Origin of the sequence: Demequina sp. NBRC 110054, from assembly GCF_002090115.1 — a bacterium.
Classification (GTDB): Bacteria; Actinomycetota; Actinomycetes; order Actinomycetales; family Demequinaceae; genus Demequina.
This window is the reverse complement of the sequence record NZ_BBRK01000004.1, coordinates 1,402,623-1,418,839: the sequence shown is the minus strand read 5'-3', so window position 1 is coordinate 1,418,839 and position 16,217 is coordinate 1,402,623. Positions and strand designations below refer to the sequence as shown.

General features: G+C 69.4%; 18 protein-coding genes. 3 read left to right on the top strand and 15 right to left on the bottom strand.

The window, feature by feature from the left end:
• The 4 genes from cysS to B7K23_RS06470 form a co-directional block, all read right to left on the bottom strand.
• Complete coding sequence (cysS, locus tag B7K23_RS06485; RefSeq protein WP_084125539.1) at positions 1 to 1,422, bottom strand: cysteine--tRNA ligase; 1,422 nt, start codon at positions 1,420 to 1,422, stop codon at positions 1 to 3.
• Between the two features lie 89 nt (positions 1,423 to 1,511).
• Entirely contained in the window at positions 1,512 to 2,030 is a 519-nt protein-coding gene (gene ispF / locus B7K23_RS06480) for a 2-C-methyl-D-erythritol 2,4-cyclodiphosphate synthase (protein WP_200809775.1), read from the bottom strand.
• Positions 2,027 to 2,731 carry a 2-C-methyl-D-erythritol 4-phosphate cytidylyltransferase gene (locus B7K23_RS06475; protein WP_084125538.1) on the bottom strand — a complete coding sequence of 235 codons (705 nt, stop codon included), beginning with the start codon at positions 2,729 to 2,731 and terminating at the stop codon, positions 2,027 to 2,029. The genes ispF and B7K23_RS06475 overlap by 4 nt, the downstream gene beginning before the upstream one ends.
• Positions 2,728 to 3,210, bottom strand: coding sequence for a CarD family transcriptional regulator (locus B7K23_RS06470; RefSeq protein WP_062203756.1), 483 nt, complete (start codon positions 3,208 to 3,210; stop codon positions 2,728 to 2,730). Before B7K23_RS06470 ends, B7K23_RS06475 begins: the two co-directional genes overlap by 4 nt.
• Before the next feature lie 157 nt (positions 3,211 to 3,367).
• On the opposite strand from B7K23_RS06470, the gene B7K23_RS06465 reads away from it, so the two are divergent.
• The gene (locus tag B7K23_RS06465) at positions 3,368 to 3,835 is read left to right on the top strand and encodes a hypothetical protein (protein WP_084125537.1); all 468 of its coding nucleotides are present in this window, start codon (positions 3,368 to 3,370) and stop codon (positions 3,833 to 3,835) included.
• A 496-nt stretch (positions 3,836 to 4,331) separates the two neighbouring features.
• On the opposite strand, the gene pstB is transcribed toward B7K23_RS06465, so the two are convergent.
• The 6 genes from pstB to B7K23_RS06435 all read right to left on the bottom strand — a co-directional run bounded on the left by pstB (position 4,332) and on the right by B7K23_RS06435 (position 10,498).
• On the bottom strand, positions 4,332 to 5,111 hold the full coding sequence (gene pstB, locus B7K23_RS06460; RefSeq protein ID WP_084125536.1) for a phosphate ABC transporter ATP-binding protein PstB: 780 nt from the start codon (positions 5,109 to 5,111) through the stop codon (positions 4,332 to 4,334).
• Positions 5,112 to 5,129: 18 nt separating this feature from the next.
• Entirely contained in the window at positions 5,130 to 6,110 is a 981-nt protein-coding gene (pstA, locus tag B7K23_RS06455) for a phosphate ABC transporter permease PstA (protein ID WP_084125535.1), read from the bottom strand.
• Positions 6,110 to 7,108: a phosphate ABC transporter permease subunit PstC gene (gene pstC, locus B7K23_RS06450; protein ID WP_084125534.1), complete on the bottom strand. Its 999-nt coding sequence runs from the start codon at positions 7,106 to 7,108 to the stop codon at positions 6,110 to 6,112. The genes pstA and pstC overlap by 1 nt, the downstream gene beginning before the upstream one ends.
• Positions 7,109 to 7,197: 89 nt before the next feature.
• Complete coding sequence (locus B7K23_RS06445) at positions 7,198 to 8,340, bottom strand: phosphate ABC transporter substrate-binding protein PstS (protein ID WP_084125533.1); 1,143 nt, start codon at positions 8,338 to 8,340, stop codon at positions 7,198 to 7,200.
• A 329-nt stretch (positions 8,341 to 8,669) separates the two neighbouring features.
• Positions 8,670 to 9,371: a response regulator transcription factor gene (locus B7K23_RS06440; protein WP_084125532.1), complete on the bottom strand. Its 702-nt coding sequence runs from the start codon at positions 9,369 to 9,371 to the stop codon at positions 8,670 to 8,672.
• Positions 9,368 to 10,498 carry a cell wall metabolism sensor histidine kinase WalK gene (locus B7K23_RS06435; protein ID WP_084125531.1) on the bottom strand — a complete coding sequence of 377 codons (1,131 nt, stop codon included), beginning with the start codon at positions 10,496 to 10,498 and terminating at the stop codon, positions 9,368 to 9,370. The genes B7K23_RS06440 and B7K23_RS06435 overlap by 4 nt, the downstream gene beginning before the upstream one ends.
• 133 nt (positions 10,499 to 10,631) lie before the next feature.
• On the opposite strand from B7K23_RS06435, the gene phoU reads away from it, so the two are divergent.
• Positions 10,632 to 11,291 (top strand): phosphate signaling complex protein PhoU, encoded by a 660-nt coding sequence (gene phoU, locus B7K23_RS06430; protein WP_084125530.1) that lies wholly within the window; start codon positions 10,632 to 10,634, stop codon positions 11,289 to 11,291.
• Between the two features lie 291 nt (positions 11,292 to 11,582).
• Here phoU and B7K23_RS06425 read toward each other — a convergent pair whose 3' ends face one another.
• From B7K23_RS06425 to B7K23_RS06415, 3 genes are all read right to left on the bottom strand, one after another.
• Positions 11,583 to 12,329, bottom strand: coding sequence for a phosphoglyceromutase (locus B7K23_RS06425; RefSeq protein WP_084125529.1), 747 nt, complete (start codon positions 12,327 to 12,329; stop codon positions 11,583 to 11,585).
• A 170-nt stretch (positions 12,330 to 12,499) separates the two neighbouring features.
• Entirely contained in the window at positions 12,500 to 13,555 is a 1,056-nt protein-coding gene (locus B7K23_RS06420) for a beta-propeller fold lactonase family protein (protein WP_084125528.1), read from the bottom strand.
• A complete protein-coding gene (locus B7K23_RS06415; RefSeq protein WP_084125527.1) occupies positions 13,555 to 13,881 on the bottom strand; it encodes an Lsr2 family protein in 327 nt (108 codons plus the stop codon). Before B7K23_RS06415 ends, B7K23_RS06420 begins: the two co-directional genes overlap by 1 nt.
• 359 nt (positions 13,882 to 14,240) lie before the next feature.
• Here B7K23_RS06415 and B7K23_RS15705 point away from each other — a divergent pair, with 359 nt between their 5' ends.
• The gene (locus B7K23_RS15705) at positions 14,241 to 14,393 is read left to right on the top strand and encodes a hypothetical protein (RefSeq protein WP_159451344.1); all 153 of its coding nucleotides are present in this window, start codon (positions 14,241 to 14,243) and stop codon (positions 14,391 to 14,393) included.
• 8 nt (positions 14,394 to 14,401) lie between these two features.
• On the opposite strand, the gene B7K23_RS06410 is transcribed toward B7K23_RS15705, so the two are convergent.
• Both B7K23_RS06410 and lysS read right to left on the bottom strand, forming a co-directional pair.
• The gene (locus B7K23_RS06410) at positions 14,402 to 14,629 is read right to left on the bottom strand and encodes a hypothetical protein (protein ID WP_084125526.1); all 228 of its coding nucleotides are present in this window, start codon (positions 14,627 to 14,629) and stop codon (positions 14,402 to 14,404) included.
• Between the two features lies 1 nt (position 14,630).
• On the bottom strand, positions 14,631 to 16,094 hold the full coding sequence (gene lysS / locus B7K23_RS06405) for a lysine--tRNA ligase (RefSeq protein ID WP_084126212.1): 1,464 nt from the start codon (positions 16,092 to 16,094) through the stop codon (positions 14,631 to 14,633).
• Positions 16,095 to 16,217 lie beyond the last annotated feature (123 nt).

Here is a 16,217-nt window from a genome sequence, read left to right as displayed (position 1 = left end):
TCAGCCCTCCTCGGCCAGCGACCAGCGGGCGCCGTCGGCGCCGTCCTCGATGATGATTCCTGCGGCCTGCAGCCGGTCGCGGATCTCGTCCGCGGCGCTCCAGTCCTTCTCGGCCCGCGCCTGCGCGCGCTTGGCCAGGTCCGCGCCGACGAGCACCTCGAGCGCCTTGAGCGCGGGCTCCGCATCCTTCGCCCCGGACGCCCACAGGGACGATGCGGGGTCCAGTCCCAGCGTGTCGAGCATCGCGCGCACGGCGAGCAGGCTCGTCCTGACCGCGGCGTCGTCCCCCGCGGTGAGCGCCGCGTTGCCGCCGCGCACGGTGTCGTGGATGTGCGCCATCGCGCGCGGGACGGACAGGTCGTCGTCCATCGCCTCGACGAAGGGCGCGGGCAGCTCGGCGGCCGCGACCTCGGAGGGCGTGGGCGCGCCGACCCGCTCCGAGGCGCGCGCCACGAAGCCGGACAGGCGCGACCAGGTGGTCTCCGCATCGTCCATGGTCTTGTCCGACCACTCGATCATCGAGCGGTAGTGGACCTGGCCGAGCGCGAGGCGCAGCGCGGCGGCGCTGTGGTCGGCGAGCACCTCGTCGACGCCCATGCCGTTGCCGAGCGACTTCGACATCTTCTCGCCGGACTGGGTCACCCACGCGGAGTGCAGCCACATCTGCGCGAAGCCGTAGCCGGCCGCACGCGACTGCGCCTGCTCGTTCTCGTGGTGCGGGAAGCGCAGGTCCAGGCCGCCGCCGTGGATGTCGAACGTCTCGCCCAGGTAGCGCCTCGCCATCGCGGAGCACTCGATGTGCCAGCCGGGTCGGCCGGGGCCCCACGGGGAGGCCCACGCGGCGGTGTCGGGCTCGCCGGCCTTGGTCGCCTTCCACAGCGCGAAGTCGCGCGGGTCGCGCTTGGCGTCCGTCGGGGCGTCGGCCGCGGGCTCAAGGTCCTCAAGTGCCTGGCGCGTGAGCGAGCCGTACTCGGGGTACGACTGCACGTCGAAGTACACCGAGCCCTCGTGCTCGTACGCATGACCGCGCTCGATCAGCAGCGCGATGAGCGCGATGATCTCGGGCATGTGACCCGTCGCGCGGGGCTCGGAGTCGGGCTGGAGCACGCCGACCGCCTCATAGGCCGCCTGGAACTCACGCTCGTGGCGCAGCGCCCACGCCCACCACTCGACGCCCGCCTCGGCGGACTTCGCGAGCGTCTTGTCGTCGATGTCGGTGACGTTGCGCACCATCGTCACGTTGAGTCCCTTGCGCATCAGCCAGCGCTGCAGGACGTCGAAGGCGACGGCCGCGCGCAGGTGTCCGATGTGGGGGCTCGACTGCACGGTCGGGCCGCACAGGTAGATGCCGACCTTGCCGGGGGTCACGGGCGTCAGGGGACGCGCCTCGCGGGCGGCGGTGTCGAACAGGTGCAGAGTCACGCCCTCAAGGCTACCTGGCGGGATGCGGGCCCGCGTCAGTCGGGAGGGACCGGGACGATTCGTGGGCCGGGCGGATGCGGCGGGCCGGCTCAGTGGTCGCGCGCGACGACGAGCGCCGTCGCGATCGCGGCGACGCCCTCGCCGCGGCCCGTGAGCCCGAGCCCGTCGGTCGTGGTCGCGGAGACCGTGACGGGCGCGCCCATCGCGACCGTCAGAGCCTTCTCCGCCTCGGCCCGGCGCGGGCCGATCTTGGGGCGGTTGCCGATGACCTGCACCGCGGCGTTGCCGATCTCGAAGCCCGCCTCGCGCACGCGGCGCGCGGTCTCGGAGAGCAACGTGGCGCCCGAGGCACCCTTCCACTCGGGGCGGTCGGTGCCGTAGTTGCTGCCGAGGTCGCCCAGCCCGGACGCGGACAGCAGGGCGTCGCAGATCGCGTGCGCCGCGACGTCGCCGTCGGAGTGGCCGGACAGGGCGCGCTCGTCGGGCCAGGTGAGGCCCGCGACGGACAGGCCGGCGTCGTCGCCGAAGGCGTGCACGTCGGTGCCGATTCCAGTGCGGATCATGCCCGCGCGACTGATGCCTGTGCCGCTCTCACCCGTGCTGCTCATGCCCGCGCCAGCTTCCTCTCGAAGTGGTCGACGTCCTCGGGGTACGTGATCTTGCGGCCCTCGACATCGCCCTCGCACGTGACGACGCGATAGCCGTACGCGGCCAGGAGACTGCCGTCGTCGGTGCCCTCGAAGCCGTCGGCCACGGCGCGCGCGTGCGCGTCCCTCAGGGACGATGCGGTGAAGGCCTGCGGGGTCTGCACCGCGCCGAGGTCGGGGCGCTGCAGGTACGCGAGCGTCCCGCCGGCCGTCGAGACGATCGTGTCCACGACGGGTAGGACGGGGATGCACCCGTCCGCGCCCTCGACGACTGCCGCATCGTCCTGGCCGCCCGGTCCGCCCTCGAGGGCCGCGAGCGCGCGACCGGCGACAGCGACCGGCATGAAGGCGCGGGCGGCGTCGTGGACAAGGATGTGCTCGGCATCGTCCCTGACCGCGGCGATGCCGAGCGCGACGGACTCCTGTCGTGTGTCTCCCCCTGCGACGACCGTGACATCGGCCGCGACACGCGCGACGGCATCACGGAACGCGTCGAGATGCTCGGCGGGCGCGGTCACGACGACCTGCTCGCACACGGCGGCGAGGGACGATGCGGCCCACGCCACGAGCGGCGTGCCACCGATCGGCACGAGCGCCTTGGGAAGGTCCCGGCCCAGTCGGGTCCCGGACCCAGCGGCCGTCACGACGGCCGCGACGGTCACGAGGCGAGGACCTCGTCGAGACGAGCCTCGGCAGCGTCCTCGTCGCACTTCTCGGCGAGCGCGAGCTCGGAGACCAGGATCTGACGCGCCTTGTGGAGCATGCGCTTCTCACCGGCGGACAGGCCCTTGTCGGTGTCGCGGCGGCTCAGGTCGCGGACGACCTCGGCCACACGGATGACATCGCCAGACGCGAGCTTCTCGCCATTGGCCTTGAAGCGGCGCGACCAGTTGGTCGGCTCCTCGACGTAGGGCTCGCGCAGCACGGCGAACACCTTCTCGAGTCCGGCCTCATCGACGACATCGCGGACGCCCACGAGGTCAACGTTCTCCGCGGGGACCTTGATGGTCAGGTCGCCCTGTGCGACGCGGAGCTCCAGATACGTCTTCTCTTCGCCCTTGATGGTCCTCTTGAAGATGTCCTGGATGGTGGCCGCACCATGGTGCGGGTAGACGACGGTCTCGCCGACTGCAAAGTTCATTGTGGAGATAGCCCCTTCGTCGCGGAGCCCCAGTCTATCATTCGCACCCCGTGCACTAACAGAGGCCCATATTCCACGCGAACCCGACACGCCGGGTTCCCCGGGTCCGCGCACCCACTATCCTGAACCTGCAACTGTCCCTGGAAAGGTCCCCTCCGTGAAGCTGCACGCTCCCGCCCGCATCGCTGCGGCCGCCCTGATCGCGCTGTCCATGACCGGCTGCTCGTTCGCCGCGAACATCACCACCGCCAAGCAGTACTCGGCCTCCGATGGTGTCCGCGTCGAGCTCGAGGACGCCACCGGCCTCAACCTGCTCATCGTGTCGACCGCGGCCGACGAGCCTGCCGCGCTGATCGGCTCGTTCGAGAACGTCACCTCGGAGGACATCGAGGTGACCGTGGTGCTCGGCGCGGGCGAGGCGAGCTTCGAGGTCCCCGCCGACGGCGTGACCACGCTGGGCACCGGGACCGGCGAGACCGAGGTCGTGGGCACGAGCCCCGCGGACCCGGGCCTGATCGGCACCATCACGGTGACGACGCCGGGCTCCGGCACGACCGAGGTCGACGTGCCCGTGCTGGACGGCACGCTCGAGGAGTACGCGAGCACGCTCGACGCGATCGGCTGACGCGGAGGCGCCTGCGCCTCACCCCACCCGCTCTCTCCTGGCCTGACCCGGGGCCTGTGAACCCACCCGGCGACCGCACCCGGGAACCCACCCGGCGACCGCACCCGGGAACCCACCCCGGCGCCGCGCGCACCCGGGAACCCACCCCCAAGCGCCCCACTGGACGCTCAGTGTCGTTTCCGGCGCTCTGCTGCGTCCTAGTGGACGTTTCTGTACCGCGCCCGTGGCGCGCGCCCGGCGCGGGAACCCACCCGACGACCGCATCGTCCCGGCGACCGCAACTCGAGATCCCGCATCGTCCCGCATCGTCCCGCCTCGCCCCCGGCGAAAGCCGTCCTGGTACGAGTACGTCCACTGGCGCGCAGCCCGGGCCCGAAAGCGACAAGGAGTGTCCACTGGCGCGCCGCAGACCCAGCCGCAGACCCAGCGCGCACCCCACCCCACCCACGCGAAAGGCCCCCGGGATCACCCGGGGGCCTTCACGCAGAGATGCGGATCAACCGAAACGGCCCGAGATGTAGTCCTCGGTGGCCTTCTCGGCGGGCGCGGAGAAGATGGTCGTGGTGTCGTCCATCTCGATGAGCTTGCCCGGCTTGCCGGTGCCCGCGATGTTGAAGAACGCGGTCTTCTCGGACACGCGCGCGGCCTGCTGCATGTTGTGGGTCACGATCACGACCGTGTACTCGGACTTGAGCTCCTGGATGAGGTCCTCGATCGCGAGGGTCGAGATCGGGTCGAGGGCCGAGCAGGGCTCGTCCATGAGGATGACCTCGGGCTTGATCGCGATCGCACGCGCGATGCACAGGCGCTGCTGCTGACCACCGGAGAGCGAGGAGCCGGGCTTGTCGAGGCGGTCCTTGACCTCCTCCCACAGGTTCGCGCCCTTGAGGGACGACTCGACGAGGTCCTCGGAGTCGCTCTTCGACAGGCGCTTGTTGTTGAGCTTCGAGCCCGCGAGCACGTTCTCGGCGATCGACATCGTGGGGAACGGGTTCGGACGCTGGAAGACCATGCCGACGTGGCGGCGGACGGTCACCGGGTCGACCTTGGGGTCGTAGAGGTTCACGCCGTCCATGAGGACCTCGCCCTCGACGCGGGCGCCGGGGATGACCTCATGCATGCGGTTGAGCGTGCGGAGGAAGGTCGACTTGCCGCAGCCGGACGGGCCGATGAAGGCGGTGACCGACTTCGCCTCGATCTGAAGCGACACGTCCTCGACGGCCAGGAAGTTGCCGTAGTAGACGTTGAGGTTGTTGACGTCGATGCGCTTGGACACGGTGTCTCCGGTTCTGGCTCAGCGGCCGGTCTTGGGCGAGAAGTAGCGGGCGATGAGGCGCGCGATGAGGTTCAGCGCCATGACGATGAGGATGAGGACCAGCGCGGCGCCCCACGCGTTGTAGGTCGTGATCTCGCCGATGCAGGTGTCCGTGTTGCAGGGCAGGGTGCCCTTCTCGTACTCCGAGATGATGTACACGGGCAGCGAGGCCATGCGGCCGTCGAAGAGGTTGAAGTTCATCGAGTCGGTCACGCCGACCGCGACGAGCAGCGGGGCGGTCTCACCGATGACGCGCGCGATCGCGAGCGTGATGCCTGTCGTGACGCCCGCGATCGAGGTGCGCAGCACGACCTTGAGGATCGTGAGCCACTTCGGCACGCCGAGCGCGTACGAGGCCTCGCGCAGCTCGTTGGGCACGAGGCGCAGCATCTCCTCGGACGAGCGCACGACCACCGGGATCATGAGCACCGACAGCGCGATCGCGCCGACGATGCCCATCTTGGTCCCCGGCCCGACGATGATCGCGAACAGCGAGTAGGCGAACAGACCCGCGACGATCGACGGGATGCCCGTCATGACATCGACGAAGAAGGTGATGGCCTTCTTGAGTCGACCGTTGCCGTACTCGACCAGGTAGATCGCGGTGAGCAGGCCGATCGGCACCGAGATGACGGTCGCCGCGATCGTCATGAGGAGCGTGCCCCAGATCGCGTGCAGGATGCCGCCGAACCCGGGCTCCGAGCCGAAGATCCCGCGCATGCTGTTCTGCAGGAACTCGATGTTGAAGCCCGCGTCAAGGCCCAGCTCATCCGAGATGAAGAAGCGCTGCGAGCCGTTGATGACGACCGTGACCGCGAGCCAGACGAGCGGGGCGACGGCGGCCAGGAACGCGAGCCAGATGAGAGCCGTCATGCCGGCGTTCTTGAACTTGCGGGCCGGGGAGATGCTGCCCGCGAACGGGTTCGACGTGGCCGTCGAGGACGTGGTGGTGGCGGTCATCAGTTCGCTCCCGAGAATTCGCTGCGGCGGGACACGATCCAGCGCGCGAGCATGTTGACGGCCAGGGTGATGAGGAACAGCGCGAGGCCCATCGTGATGAGCGCGTTCACGCCGAGCGCGTTGGACTCGGGGAACTGCAGCGCGATGTAGCCGGCGATCGTGTTGTGCTGCGTCGCCTGCAGCATGTACGGCGAGTACGTGAGTCCGGGACCGATGATCATCAGCACGGCCATCGTCTCTCCGAGCGCGCGACCGAGGCCGAGCATCGTCGCGCCGATCATGCCGGAGCGGCCGAACGGGAAGACGGCCATCCGGATCATCTCCCAGCGGGTGGCCCCCATCGCGAGGGCGGCCTCCTCATGCAGCTTGGGGGTCTGGAGGAAGACCTCGCGCGACACTGCGGAGATGATCGGCAGGACCATGATCGCGAGGACGATGCTCGCGGACAGCGCGACCTTGCCGGTGAAGATCTCACCGGACTCGGGCGGCGCGAAGATCGGGATCCAGCCGAAGTAGTCGGCAAGGAACTGATAGAAGGGCTGGAGGAACGGCACGAGCACGCCGATGCCCCAGAGGCCGTAGATGACCGAGGGCACCGCGGCCAGAAGATCGATGAGGTATCCCAGGCCGGCGGCCAGGCGGCGCGGCGCGAAGTGGGAGATGAAGAGGGCGATGCCGATCGCGATCGGCGTTGCGATGAGCAGCGCGACCACGGAGATCAGCAGCGTGCCGTAGACCAGGTAGCCGATGATCTCGATCAGGCTCTGGCCGTCCTCCGGCTTGATGAAGGAGACCTTGTCGCCGAGATCGGCGCCTGCGGCCGAGATCGCGGGCCACGCCTCCTCGAGGAGGAAGGCGGCGACGGCGGCGAGGGTGACCAGGATGAGGATGCCGGCCGCGGTGGACAGATTCTTGAACAGACCGTTGGCGAAGGCACCGGGATGAGTGCCGTAGTCGCTGGCAGAATCTTCCTTCTGCGAGCCTTGAGTGGTGGTCACAGGTGGGTCTCCCTCGAGTCGAATCCCATGCTAACCGCACGGAAGGTGGGCCCGCTCACCAGGAGCGGACCCACCCACCGGTGACTAGATTACGCGGCCGCGATCTCGTCGAGGATCGCGGTGATCTGCTCGGTGAGAGCGTCGGTCAGCGGCGCGGAGCCGGCGGCCTCGGCGGCAGCAGCCTGGCCCTCGGCCGAGGCGACGTACTTCTCGAAGGCGATGACCAGGTCACGCTCGGTCTCGTCGTCGTACTGCTGGCAGACGATGTGGTACGAGACCAGCGTCAGCGGGTACGCGGTGGAGTCGGTCGTGGTGCGGTCGATCGCGTACGCGAGGTCGTTCTCACCGTTGGCGTCCTCGGACAGCGGCGACGCGGCGACGATGTTCGCAGCGGCCTCGGCCGAGTAGGGGACGTACTCCTCGCCCACGAGGAGGGCGACGGTGCCGAGGTCACCGGCACGCGAGGCGTCGGCGTAGCCGATCGCACCCGACGTGGTGGAGACGGTGTCGACGACCGCGGAGGTGCCGTCCGCGCCGACCGACTGGTCAGCGGCGGTCGAGAACTCCTTGGTGGCCTCGTAGGGCCACACGCCCTCCGACGCCTGCTCGAGGTAGTCGGTGAAGTTCTCCGAGGTGCCGGACGAGTCCGAGCGGTACACGACGGTGATGGTGTCGCCCGGGAGGTCAACGCCCTCGTTCTGCGAGGCGATCGCGTCGTCGTCCCACGTGGTGATGTTTCCGTCGAAGATGTCGGCGATCGTGGCGGCGTCGAGGTTGATCGAGTCGATACCCTCGAGGTTGAAGATCACCGCGACGGGCGAGATGTACATCGGGAGGTGGATGGCACCGGCGTCGCCGTCGCAACGGTCGACAGCGGCGTCGTACTCCTCGGCCTCGAGGAGGCCGTCCGAGCCCGCGAAGGGAACCGCGCCCGCGAGGAACTGCTCGATGCCGCCGCCGGAACCGACGGGGTCGTAGCCGACGGTCACGTCGGCGTACTCGGCCTGGAAGCCCGCGCGCCAGGCGTCCATGGCGGACTCCTGCGACGAGGCACCGGCACCCTGGAGGTTGCCGGACAGCTCCATCGCGTCGTCGCCCTCAGCGGCGGCGGTCGCGGTGGAGTCAGCGGTCTCGGACTCGGTCGTGTCCTCGTTGGCGGCCGAGCAGGCGGCCAGCGACAGCGCAAGCACAGCGGCCGCAGCGACGGCTCCGGTGCGAGTGGCAATCTTCACGTTCGTCTTCCTCACATGCTGATGAACCGGCCCCTTGCCGGATGACTAGAACGCTAGGCACGCAAGGTGACGGGCCGGAGGGGCAAACCTGAACAGTGGGTGAACATCAGGTGAACTCGTCTCCGGTCTATCACGATGCGGTCACGCGCACGTGACGAGAAGGTGTCCACGGGGTCGAGGGGACGATGCGGACGATGCGAAAGGGCCCCGCCTCGTTCCCTCGGGGACGATGCGGGGCCCGGTTCGCGCGGACGGTGCGGGTGCGGTCTCGCACTGAAGATGCGGGGCCTTGGGCCCGGTTCTCGCCGTTGCCGCGGGGCCGCGGCAGGTCAGGCGGGCGGCTCGAGCGTGTAGCCGACGCCGCGGACCGTCTGGATGAGTTGCGGCTTGTGCGGGTTCGCCTCGATGCGAGCCCGCAGGCGCTTGATGTGGACGTCGAGCGTCTTGGTGTCGCCGTAGTAGTCGGCGCCCCAGACCCGGTCGATGATCATCTGGCGCGGGAGCACGCGGCCCGCGTTCTGGGCGAGGAGCAGCAGGAGGCCGAACTCCTTGGGCGGCAGGGACGTCGTCTCGCCGTCGCGCACGATCGTGAGCCGCTCGGGGTCGATCGTGATGCCGGCCACCGTGACCCGCTCTGGCTCGTCCGACAGCGCGTCGTACGCCGCGGCCGAACGGCGCAGCACCGACCGCACCCGGGCGACGAGCTCGCGACCGCTGTACGGCTTCGTGACGTAGTCGTCGGCGCCGAGCTCGAGGCCGATGATCTTGTCGACCTGCTCGTCCTTCGCGGTGACCATGATGATCGGCACGTCGGAGCGCTCACGGATGGTGCGGAACACCTCGGTGCCGCTCATGCCGGGCAGCATGAGGTCCAGGAGCACCAGGTCGGCGCCCTCGCGCTCGAAGACCTCGACGCCGCGCGTGCCGGTGTCGGCCGTCGAGACCGTGAACCCCTCGCGGCTCAGGAGGTACTTGAGGGTGTCGCGATACGACTCCTCGTCCTCGACGATCAGGATATGAGCCTCGCTCATGCGTCCGTGCCCTCCTCATTGGTGCCGTGCTCCGCCTGGAACTGGAGCGTGAACGTCGAGCCGACCCCCGGCTGCGACCACAGCTCCACCTTGCCCGCGTGCTGGAGCGCGATGTGCTTGACGATGCTCAGTCCGAGCCCGGTGCCGCCGGTCGAGCGCGACCGGGCGGGGTCGGTCCGGTAGAAGCGCTCGAAGATGCGCTCCTGATCCGCCTTGTCGATGCCCATGCCGCGGTCGATCACCGAGACGGAGGCGATGCCCTCGGTCTCGCCGACCGTCACCGTGACCTTGGCGCCCTCCTCGGAGTACGCGACCGCGTTGTCGACGAGGTTGCGCACCGCCATGACGAGCAGGTCTCGGTCGCCCATCACGACGGGCGCGGCGTTGACGGCGTGCGCGAGGGTGATGTCGCGCTGCTCGGCGTTGAGCCGGGCTCCCTCGAGTGCCTCCTGCGTGACCGACTCGAGCTCGACCGGCTGATGGTCGCGGACGGTGTCGTCGCCCTGGAGCCGCGAGATCTCGATGATCTCCTGGATCAGCTTGGTGAGCCGACGGGACTCCTTGCGGATCTTGCGCGCGAAGTCGCGGACCATCTCCGGATCGTCGGCGCCCTCCTCGATGGCCTCGGCGAGCAGCGACAGCGCCCCGACCGGGGTCTTGAGCTCGTGCGACACGTTGGTCGCGAACTCGCGGCGCGACTGCTCGGCCGCGCGCAGCTCGGTGTTGTCGTTCGCGACCGCGAACGCGAGCTCGTCTCCGAGCGGCGTCACGCGGACGTGGACGTGACTCACCGAGCCGAGCACGCCGCGGCGCACCACGACCTCGCGCTCGACGGCCTCCTCCCGAGCCCAGGCCTCCTCGGCCAGGTCGGCGACTTCGGTCTGGAGCTTGCCGTCGAGCCGCGCGATGCCGAGCGCCGCCGCGCCCGTGTTGGCGAAGGCCGCGCGCCGGTCGCGGCGCACGATCACCGCCCCGGACTGCATCGCGCTGAGCACCTCACGGGTCCGATGCGGGACGAGGGTGCGCGCGATCGCCTCCTGCTTGCGGCGGCCGCGGAAGGCGAGGACGCCGAGGGCGAAGCCGACCAGGAGGCCGAGCAGGATCCACACCACGTCGAGGCCGGTCATGGCCACACCGTACCCAGCGCCGAAGGAGTTCACCGAATGTTCACCGCCGTCACCGATTGTTCATACCTCGCCGGGCGAGACCCCTGCAAGTGATGCAAGACTGGGTGCCGAACCTGGATTCACAAGGAGCAACATGCGCACGCTGTTCACCGCCGAGCTTTCGGAGCTCGCCGACGACCTCGTCTCGATGAGTCGCCTCGTCGAAGACTCGATCAACCGGGCCAGCGAGGCCCTCCTCACCGCGAACGTGGAGCTCGCGCAGTCGGTCATCGCCGACGACGAGAAGCTCGACGATCTCGAGGAGACCGTCGATGAGCGCTGCGTGCTGCTCATCGCACAGCAGCAGCCGGTCGGCCTCGATCTGCGCACCATCATCTCCGGGCTGCGCATCTCGGCCGCTCTCGAGCGCATGGGCGACCTCGCCGAGCACGTCGCGGGCATCGCACGCCGCGTCTACCCGGAGAAGGCCATCCCGGAGACGCACCGCGAGATCTTCGAGAAGTTCGCCGCGGCCGCCGGTGAGACCGCCGCCGCCGTGACGAGCCTCCTCGAGCAGCGCGACCTCAACCTCGCCGCCGCGATCGTCTCCGACGACGACGTCATCGACGAGCTGCACGGCCAGGCCTACGCCGCGCTCCTCGCCGAGTCGTTCGACGGCTCCCAGCAGGAGAGCCTCGACATCGCGCTGGCCGCCCGCTACTACGAGCGCTTCGGCGACCACGCCGTGGGCATCTCGCGCCGCATCGTCTACTTGGTCACCGGCGACCACAAGGGCGAGCGCGCGGCCATCTGACGCGAGCCTGTCTCGAAGGCCCCCGCCGTCGGGCGGGGGCCTTCGTGCGTCCGGGCCCGCATCCTCCCGACGCCATGCACTCCGCACGGATTCGGGAACGACACCCCGGCGACACGCCTGCACTGGGCGGCGACACGCTGGCGTGTCGCGCGGAAATCCGTGCGGAGTGCATGGCGAATACCGGGGCGACCCTGACCACCCCGGACACAGCGAAGGGCCCCCACCGCACGGTGAGGGCCCTTCGTTGTCTGGCCGGGCTATGAGAGGCCGACCGAACGCTTCACATTCAGGCTACTTCTTCTTGCCCTGGTTCGCGACCGCCTGGATCGCGGCCGCGGCGGCGTCGGCGTCCAGGTAGGTGCCGCGCGGGTTGGTCGGCTTCAGCGTCTCCTCGTCCAGGTGGTAGACGAGCGGGATGCCGGTCGGGATGTTCACACCGACGATCTCGTCGTCCGCGATCTCGTCGAGGTGCTTGACGATCGCGCGGAGCGAGTTGCCGTGCGCGGCGACCATGACGGTCTTGCCGGCCTTGAGGTCCGGGACGACGTCCGACTCCCAGTACGGCAGGGCGCGCTCGAGCACGTCCTTGAGGCACTCGGTCTTCGGGGTCGGCTCGCCCGCGTAGCGGGGGTCGCCCTCCTGCGTGTACGGGTTGTCGTCCGAGATGACGGGCGGCGGCACGTCGTACGAACGGCGCCAGATCATGAACTTCTCCTCGCCGAACTGCTCGAGGGTCTCGGCCTTGTTCTTGCCCTGGAGGTCACCGTAGTGACGCTCGTTGAGGCGCCAGCTGCGCTTCACGGGGATCCAGTGGCGGTCGGCGGCGTCGAGCGCGAGGTTCGCGGTCATGATCGCGCGACGCAGCAGCGAGGTGTGCAGGACGTCGGGCAGGATGCCCTCCTCCTTGAGCAGCTCGCCTCCGCGCTTGGCCTCGCCCCAGCCCTTCTCGTTGAGGGGGACGTCGACCCAGCCGGTGAACAGGTTCTTCTCGTTCCACTCGCTCTCGCCGTGGCGGAGCAGGATCAGTGTGTAGGTCATGTCCTCAGCCTAGCGGGATGCGGTGACAGTGCGACCGGGACGGTTGGCCCCTTCACCGCATCGTCACCCGGCGGAGAAGGGACGATGCGAGGGGCCAGGGACGATGCGGCACGCACCTCGGCGCTGGGCTGTCTGTCAGTGCGAGCTGTGCCCTGGCGCTGGGCTGCGCCCTAGCGCTGCACGATGCAGGCCGGGCTGGTCACCTCGGCGGCCCGATACGGGAGCTCGGCGATCGCGCCGGTCTCCTGCTCCGGCGGGAGCCTGCGCACGTGCGCGAGCGAGTACGACCGCACCTCGTGCCCGCGCTCGCAGCCCACGTGCAGCCGCTCGTCGATCACCGCGAAGTAGCGGGGCCAGTGGCCCGCGTCGAGCGAGGCCCGGTAGCGCGGCCAGCCCTCGGGGCTGAGGTCGAAGATCGCGATCACGTCCGGGCCGCGGACGCCGACCAGCAGCATCGTGTCCGTGACGAGCACGTGGGAGGCCGCGACCTCGTCGGCCGAACGCGGCGCGACGTGGGTGATGGGCTGCTCCTCGACCAGCACGGCCTCGCGCGCGGTGGGGTCCCAGCGCAGGGTCCGCAGCATGCCGTCGAGCTCGCACGCGACGTAGATCATCTCGCCCTTGACCGCCATGTGGCGCGGTCCCGCCCCGCCGGGCAGGGTCGCGGCGACGCCGTCGGGCTCGAGCACGCCGCCGGGGCCGAGCCGGTAGCGCCTGAGCTCGTCCGTGCCGAGGTCGGCGACGAGCACGTGCTTGCCGTCGGGCGCGAACGCCGCCGAGTGGGCGTGCGAGCTCTCCTGGCGGTCCTTGTTCGGGCCGTGACCCTTGTGCTCGTGCGACTGGATCGGGGTGTCGAACGCGGGCAGGCCCGTGGGGAACAGCGGGACCACGGCCAGGTCGCCCGAGCCGTAGTGGCTCACGTAGAGTTCGTCCCCCTCGGGCGAGAGCAGCAGATGGCACGCGTCGGTGCCGCCGGTCTTGACCGAGCCGACGACCTTCGGCGCATCCGGGTCGGACACGTCGATCGCGTGCACCTCGGACGCGGGCGACTCGGACACCGCGTACAGCAGCGGCTGGGTCGGGTGGGCGACGAGGAACGAAGGCGCCGGCAGCTCGAGGAGCTGCGCGGCGGCCTCGTCATCGTCCTGTCGCCACAGCCCCTCGCCCTTGCCGACGGGAGTGCCGAGGCCCTCGGCGGGGTAGGTGCCCCACCACAGGTGCGGCATCAGTGCGCAGCGTCGTAGGCGTCGCGCAGCTCACGCGAGACGCGGCCCCGCTCGGGAACCTCCATGCCCTGGCTGCGGGCCCATTCGCGAATGTCGTGCGCATCCGTGCCCGACTTGCGGCTGGAAAGCGAGCGGCGGCCGCGCGAGACAGTGGAAACCTTGCGCGCCTTGTCCGTCCACTTGGCGATGTCCTCACGGAGCTGGGAGGCATTCTCGGCATTCAAGTCGATTTCGTACTTGGTGCCGTCCACAGCGAAGGAGACAGTCTCGACAGCATCTCCGCCGTCGAGGTCATCGATGAGGACTACCTGGACCTTCTGAGCCATCGTGGCTCCTTTCGCGATATCGCGGCGGCATTCCCGATATCGGGAGAACCGCCAATCTTGTCCCCTCGCGCCCCAGCATAGACACAAACTCGCCTAATTCAGACCGCGCCCCGCAAATTCTGTGGAGAACCTCCAATGGGAGGAATTCCTCCATCAAATCCGAGAACGTCATTGTCGACTCGGATTGCTTTTGCGTTAGTGGAATTCCTCCAGCGGGCGATTACCTGCATTGCGGGAATCGACACGGAAATGGGGTTCCTGAGGGCCGTCCGCGGCGAGCGTGGGAACCCCCGTCGGCGAACGCGTACGAGCTCGGAGGAGGCAGGCGCACGAGGGCGCGCGGGCACATACCAGCGAGCATGGAAACGTGCCCACGCGAGCGGATGAGCGAGCGCGGCAACAGCATCGTCCAGGGGAAGGCGACGTCCACCAAGGAGGCGCCAAGAGCATCGTCCAAGCGGGAAGGCGACACCCACCGAGGAGGCGCCCACCGCATCGTCCCTGAGGACTGAGCGGCCGACTAGGACGCGGCGGGCTGCTCCGGCTCGACGGAATCGGCCGGCGCACTCGACGAGTCGGCAGGCGCGTCCGCCTCGGCGGCCCGCGCGGCAGCAGCCTCCTGCTCGGCGATCGCTGCGCGCTCGTTGCGGTCCGCACGGATGATCGTCCGCATCACGAACCAGAACAGCAGCCCGACTCCGATGCTCGGGATGACCCCGAGCGCGATGGCGATGAGGGTCGAGTCCATGTCAGCCCTCGCTCGGCTTCACGAGCGGGAACGTGATGGTCTCGCGGATGCCGAGGCCGGTGAGCGCCATGAGCAGGCGGTCGATGCCCATGCCCATGCCGCCGCTCGGGGGCATCGCGTACTCCATCGCGGTGAGGAAGTCCTCGTCGAGGCGCATCGCCTCGTCGTCGCCCTGCGCGGCCATGCGGGCCTGCTGCTCGAAGCGCTCGCGCTGGATGACGGGGTCGACGAGCTCGGAGTACGCGGTCGCGAGCTCGAAGCCGCGCACGTACAGGTCCCACTTCTCGACGATGCCCGGCTTGGTGCGGTGGTCGCGGGTCAGCGGGCTGGTCTCGACGGGGAAGTCGCGCACGAAGGTCGGCGCGCTGAGGGTCGAGCCCACGTGGTGCTCCCACAGCTCCTCGACGAGCTTGCCGTGGTTGACGCGCTTGGGGTCCACCGTGATCTCGAAGCGGTCGCACAGCATCTCGAGGTCGGCCACGGAGGTCGCGTGCGTGATCTCCTCGCCGATCGCCTCGGACAGCGAGCCGTACATGTCGAGCGTAGTCCAGTCGCCGGAGAGGTCGTACTCCTCGCCGTCGACGAGCGTCACGACCTGCGTGCCGAAGATGTCGTCTGCCGCGGCCTGCACGATCTCGCGCGTGAGCGTCGCCATCGTGTCGTAGCTGCCGTACGCCTCGTAGGCCTCGAGCATCGAGAACTCGGGGCTGTGCGAGCTGTCGGCACCCTCGTTGCGGAAGTTGCGGTTGATCTCGAAGACGCGCTCGACGCCGCCGACGGCCGCGCGCTTGAGGAACAGCTCGGGCGCGATGCGCATGTAGAGGTCGATGTCGTACGCGTTCATGTGCGTGACGAACGGGCGCGCCGCGGCGCCACCGGGCTGCGTCTGGAGCATCGGGGTCTCGACCTCGATGTAGCCGCGGCTGTGAAGGCTCTCGCGGAGGCTGCGGTTGAGCGTCGCGCGCTGGCGGACGGTGTCGCGCGCGAGCGGGCGCGCGATGAGGTCCACGTAGCGCTGGCGCACGCGGGTGTCCTCGGCCAGGTCCTTGTGCAGGACGGGCAGCGGACGCAGCGCCTTCGAGGCGATGGCCCACTCGGACGCGAACACGGAGACCTCGCCGCGCTTGGACTTGATCGCGCGGCCCTTGGCGAACAGGTGGTCGCCCAGGTCGACGTCAGCCTTGAACGCCGAGAGCGAGTCCTCGCCGACCTCGGCGAGGCTCAGCATGATCTGCAGGCGCTCGCCCGCGCCGTCCTGGATGGACGCGAAGCACAGCTTGCCGGTGTTGCGGATGAAGACGACGCGACCGGCGACGCCCACGACGTCCTCGGTCTCCTCTCCCGCCTCGAGACCGTCGTACTTCTCCTTGACGTCCGCGATCTCGTGCGTGCGGTCGACGACCACGGGGTACGCCTCGCCGCCGTCCGCGATGAGGCGGTCGCGCTTGGCGCGCCGCACACGCATCTGGTCGGGGAGGTCGTCGTCAGCGGGGAGAGCAGGCTGGTCAGTCACGCCCACTAGGGTACCGGCGGCACCCACTGCCTCACGAACCGAGGGTCCCGGACCGGAGCACGGCGCTCGGGCCGG

Coding starts and splice junctions, on each gene's coding strand:
- B7K23_RS06410 (WP_084125526.1), bottom strand. CDS start 14,629: ATGGACTCGACCCTCATCGCCATCGCGCTCGGGGTCATCCCGAGCATC.
- B7K23_RS06425 (WP_084125529.1), bottom strand. CDS start 12,329: ATGACCTACACACTGATCCTGCTCCGCCACGGCGAGAGCGAGTGGAAC.
- B7K23_RS06440 (WP_084125532.1), bottom strand. CDS start 9,371: ATGAGCGAGGCTCATATCCTGATCGTCGAGGACGAGGAGTCGTATCGC.
- pstA (WP_084125535.1), bottom strand. CDS start 6,110: ATGACCGCCACCACCACGTCCTCGACGGCCACGTCGAACCCGTTCGCG.
- B7K23_RS06420 (WP_084125528.1), bottom strand. CDS start 13,555: ATGCCGCACCTGTGGTGGGGCACCTACCCCGCCGAGGGCCTCGGCACT.
- B7K23_RS06415 (WP_084125527.1), bottom strand. CDS start 13,881: ATGGCTCAGAAGGTCCAGGTAGTCCTCATCGATGACCTCGACGGCGGA.
- B7K23_RS15705 (WP_159451344.1), top strand. CDS start 14,241: ATGGAAACGTGCCCACGCGAGCGGATGAGCGAGCGCGGCAACAGCATC.
- lysS (WP_084126212.1), bottom strand. CDS start 16,094: ATGCGTGTGCGGCGCGCCAAGCGCGACCGCCTCATCGCGGACGGCGGC.
- phoU (WP_084125530.1), top strand. CDS start 10,632: ATGCGCACGCTGTTCACCGCCGAGCTTTCGGAGCTCGCCGACGACCTC.
- B7K23_RS06470 (WP_062203756.1), bottom strand. CDS start 3,210: ATGAACTTTGCAGTCGGCGAGACCGTCGTCTACCCGCACCATGGTGCG.
- B7K23_RS06435 (WP_084125531.1), bottom strand. CDS start 10,498: ATGACCGGCCTCGACGTGGTGTGGATCCTGCTCGGCCTCCTGGTCGGC.
- ispF (WP_200809775.1), bottom strand. CDS start 2,030: ATGAGCAGCACGGGTGAGAGCGGCACAGGCATCAGTCGCGCGGGCATG.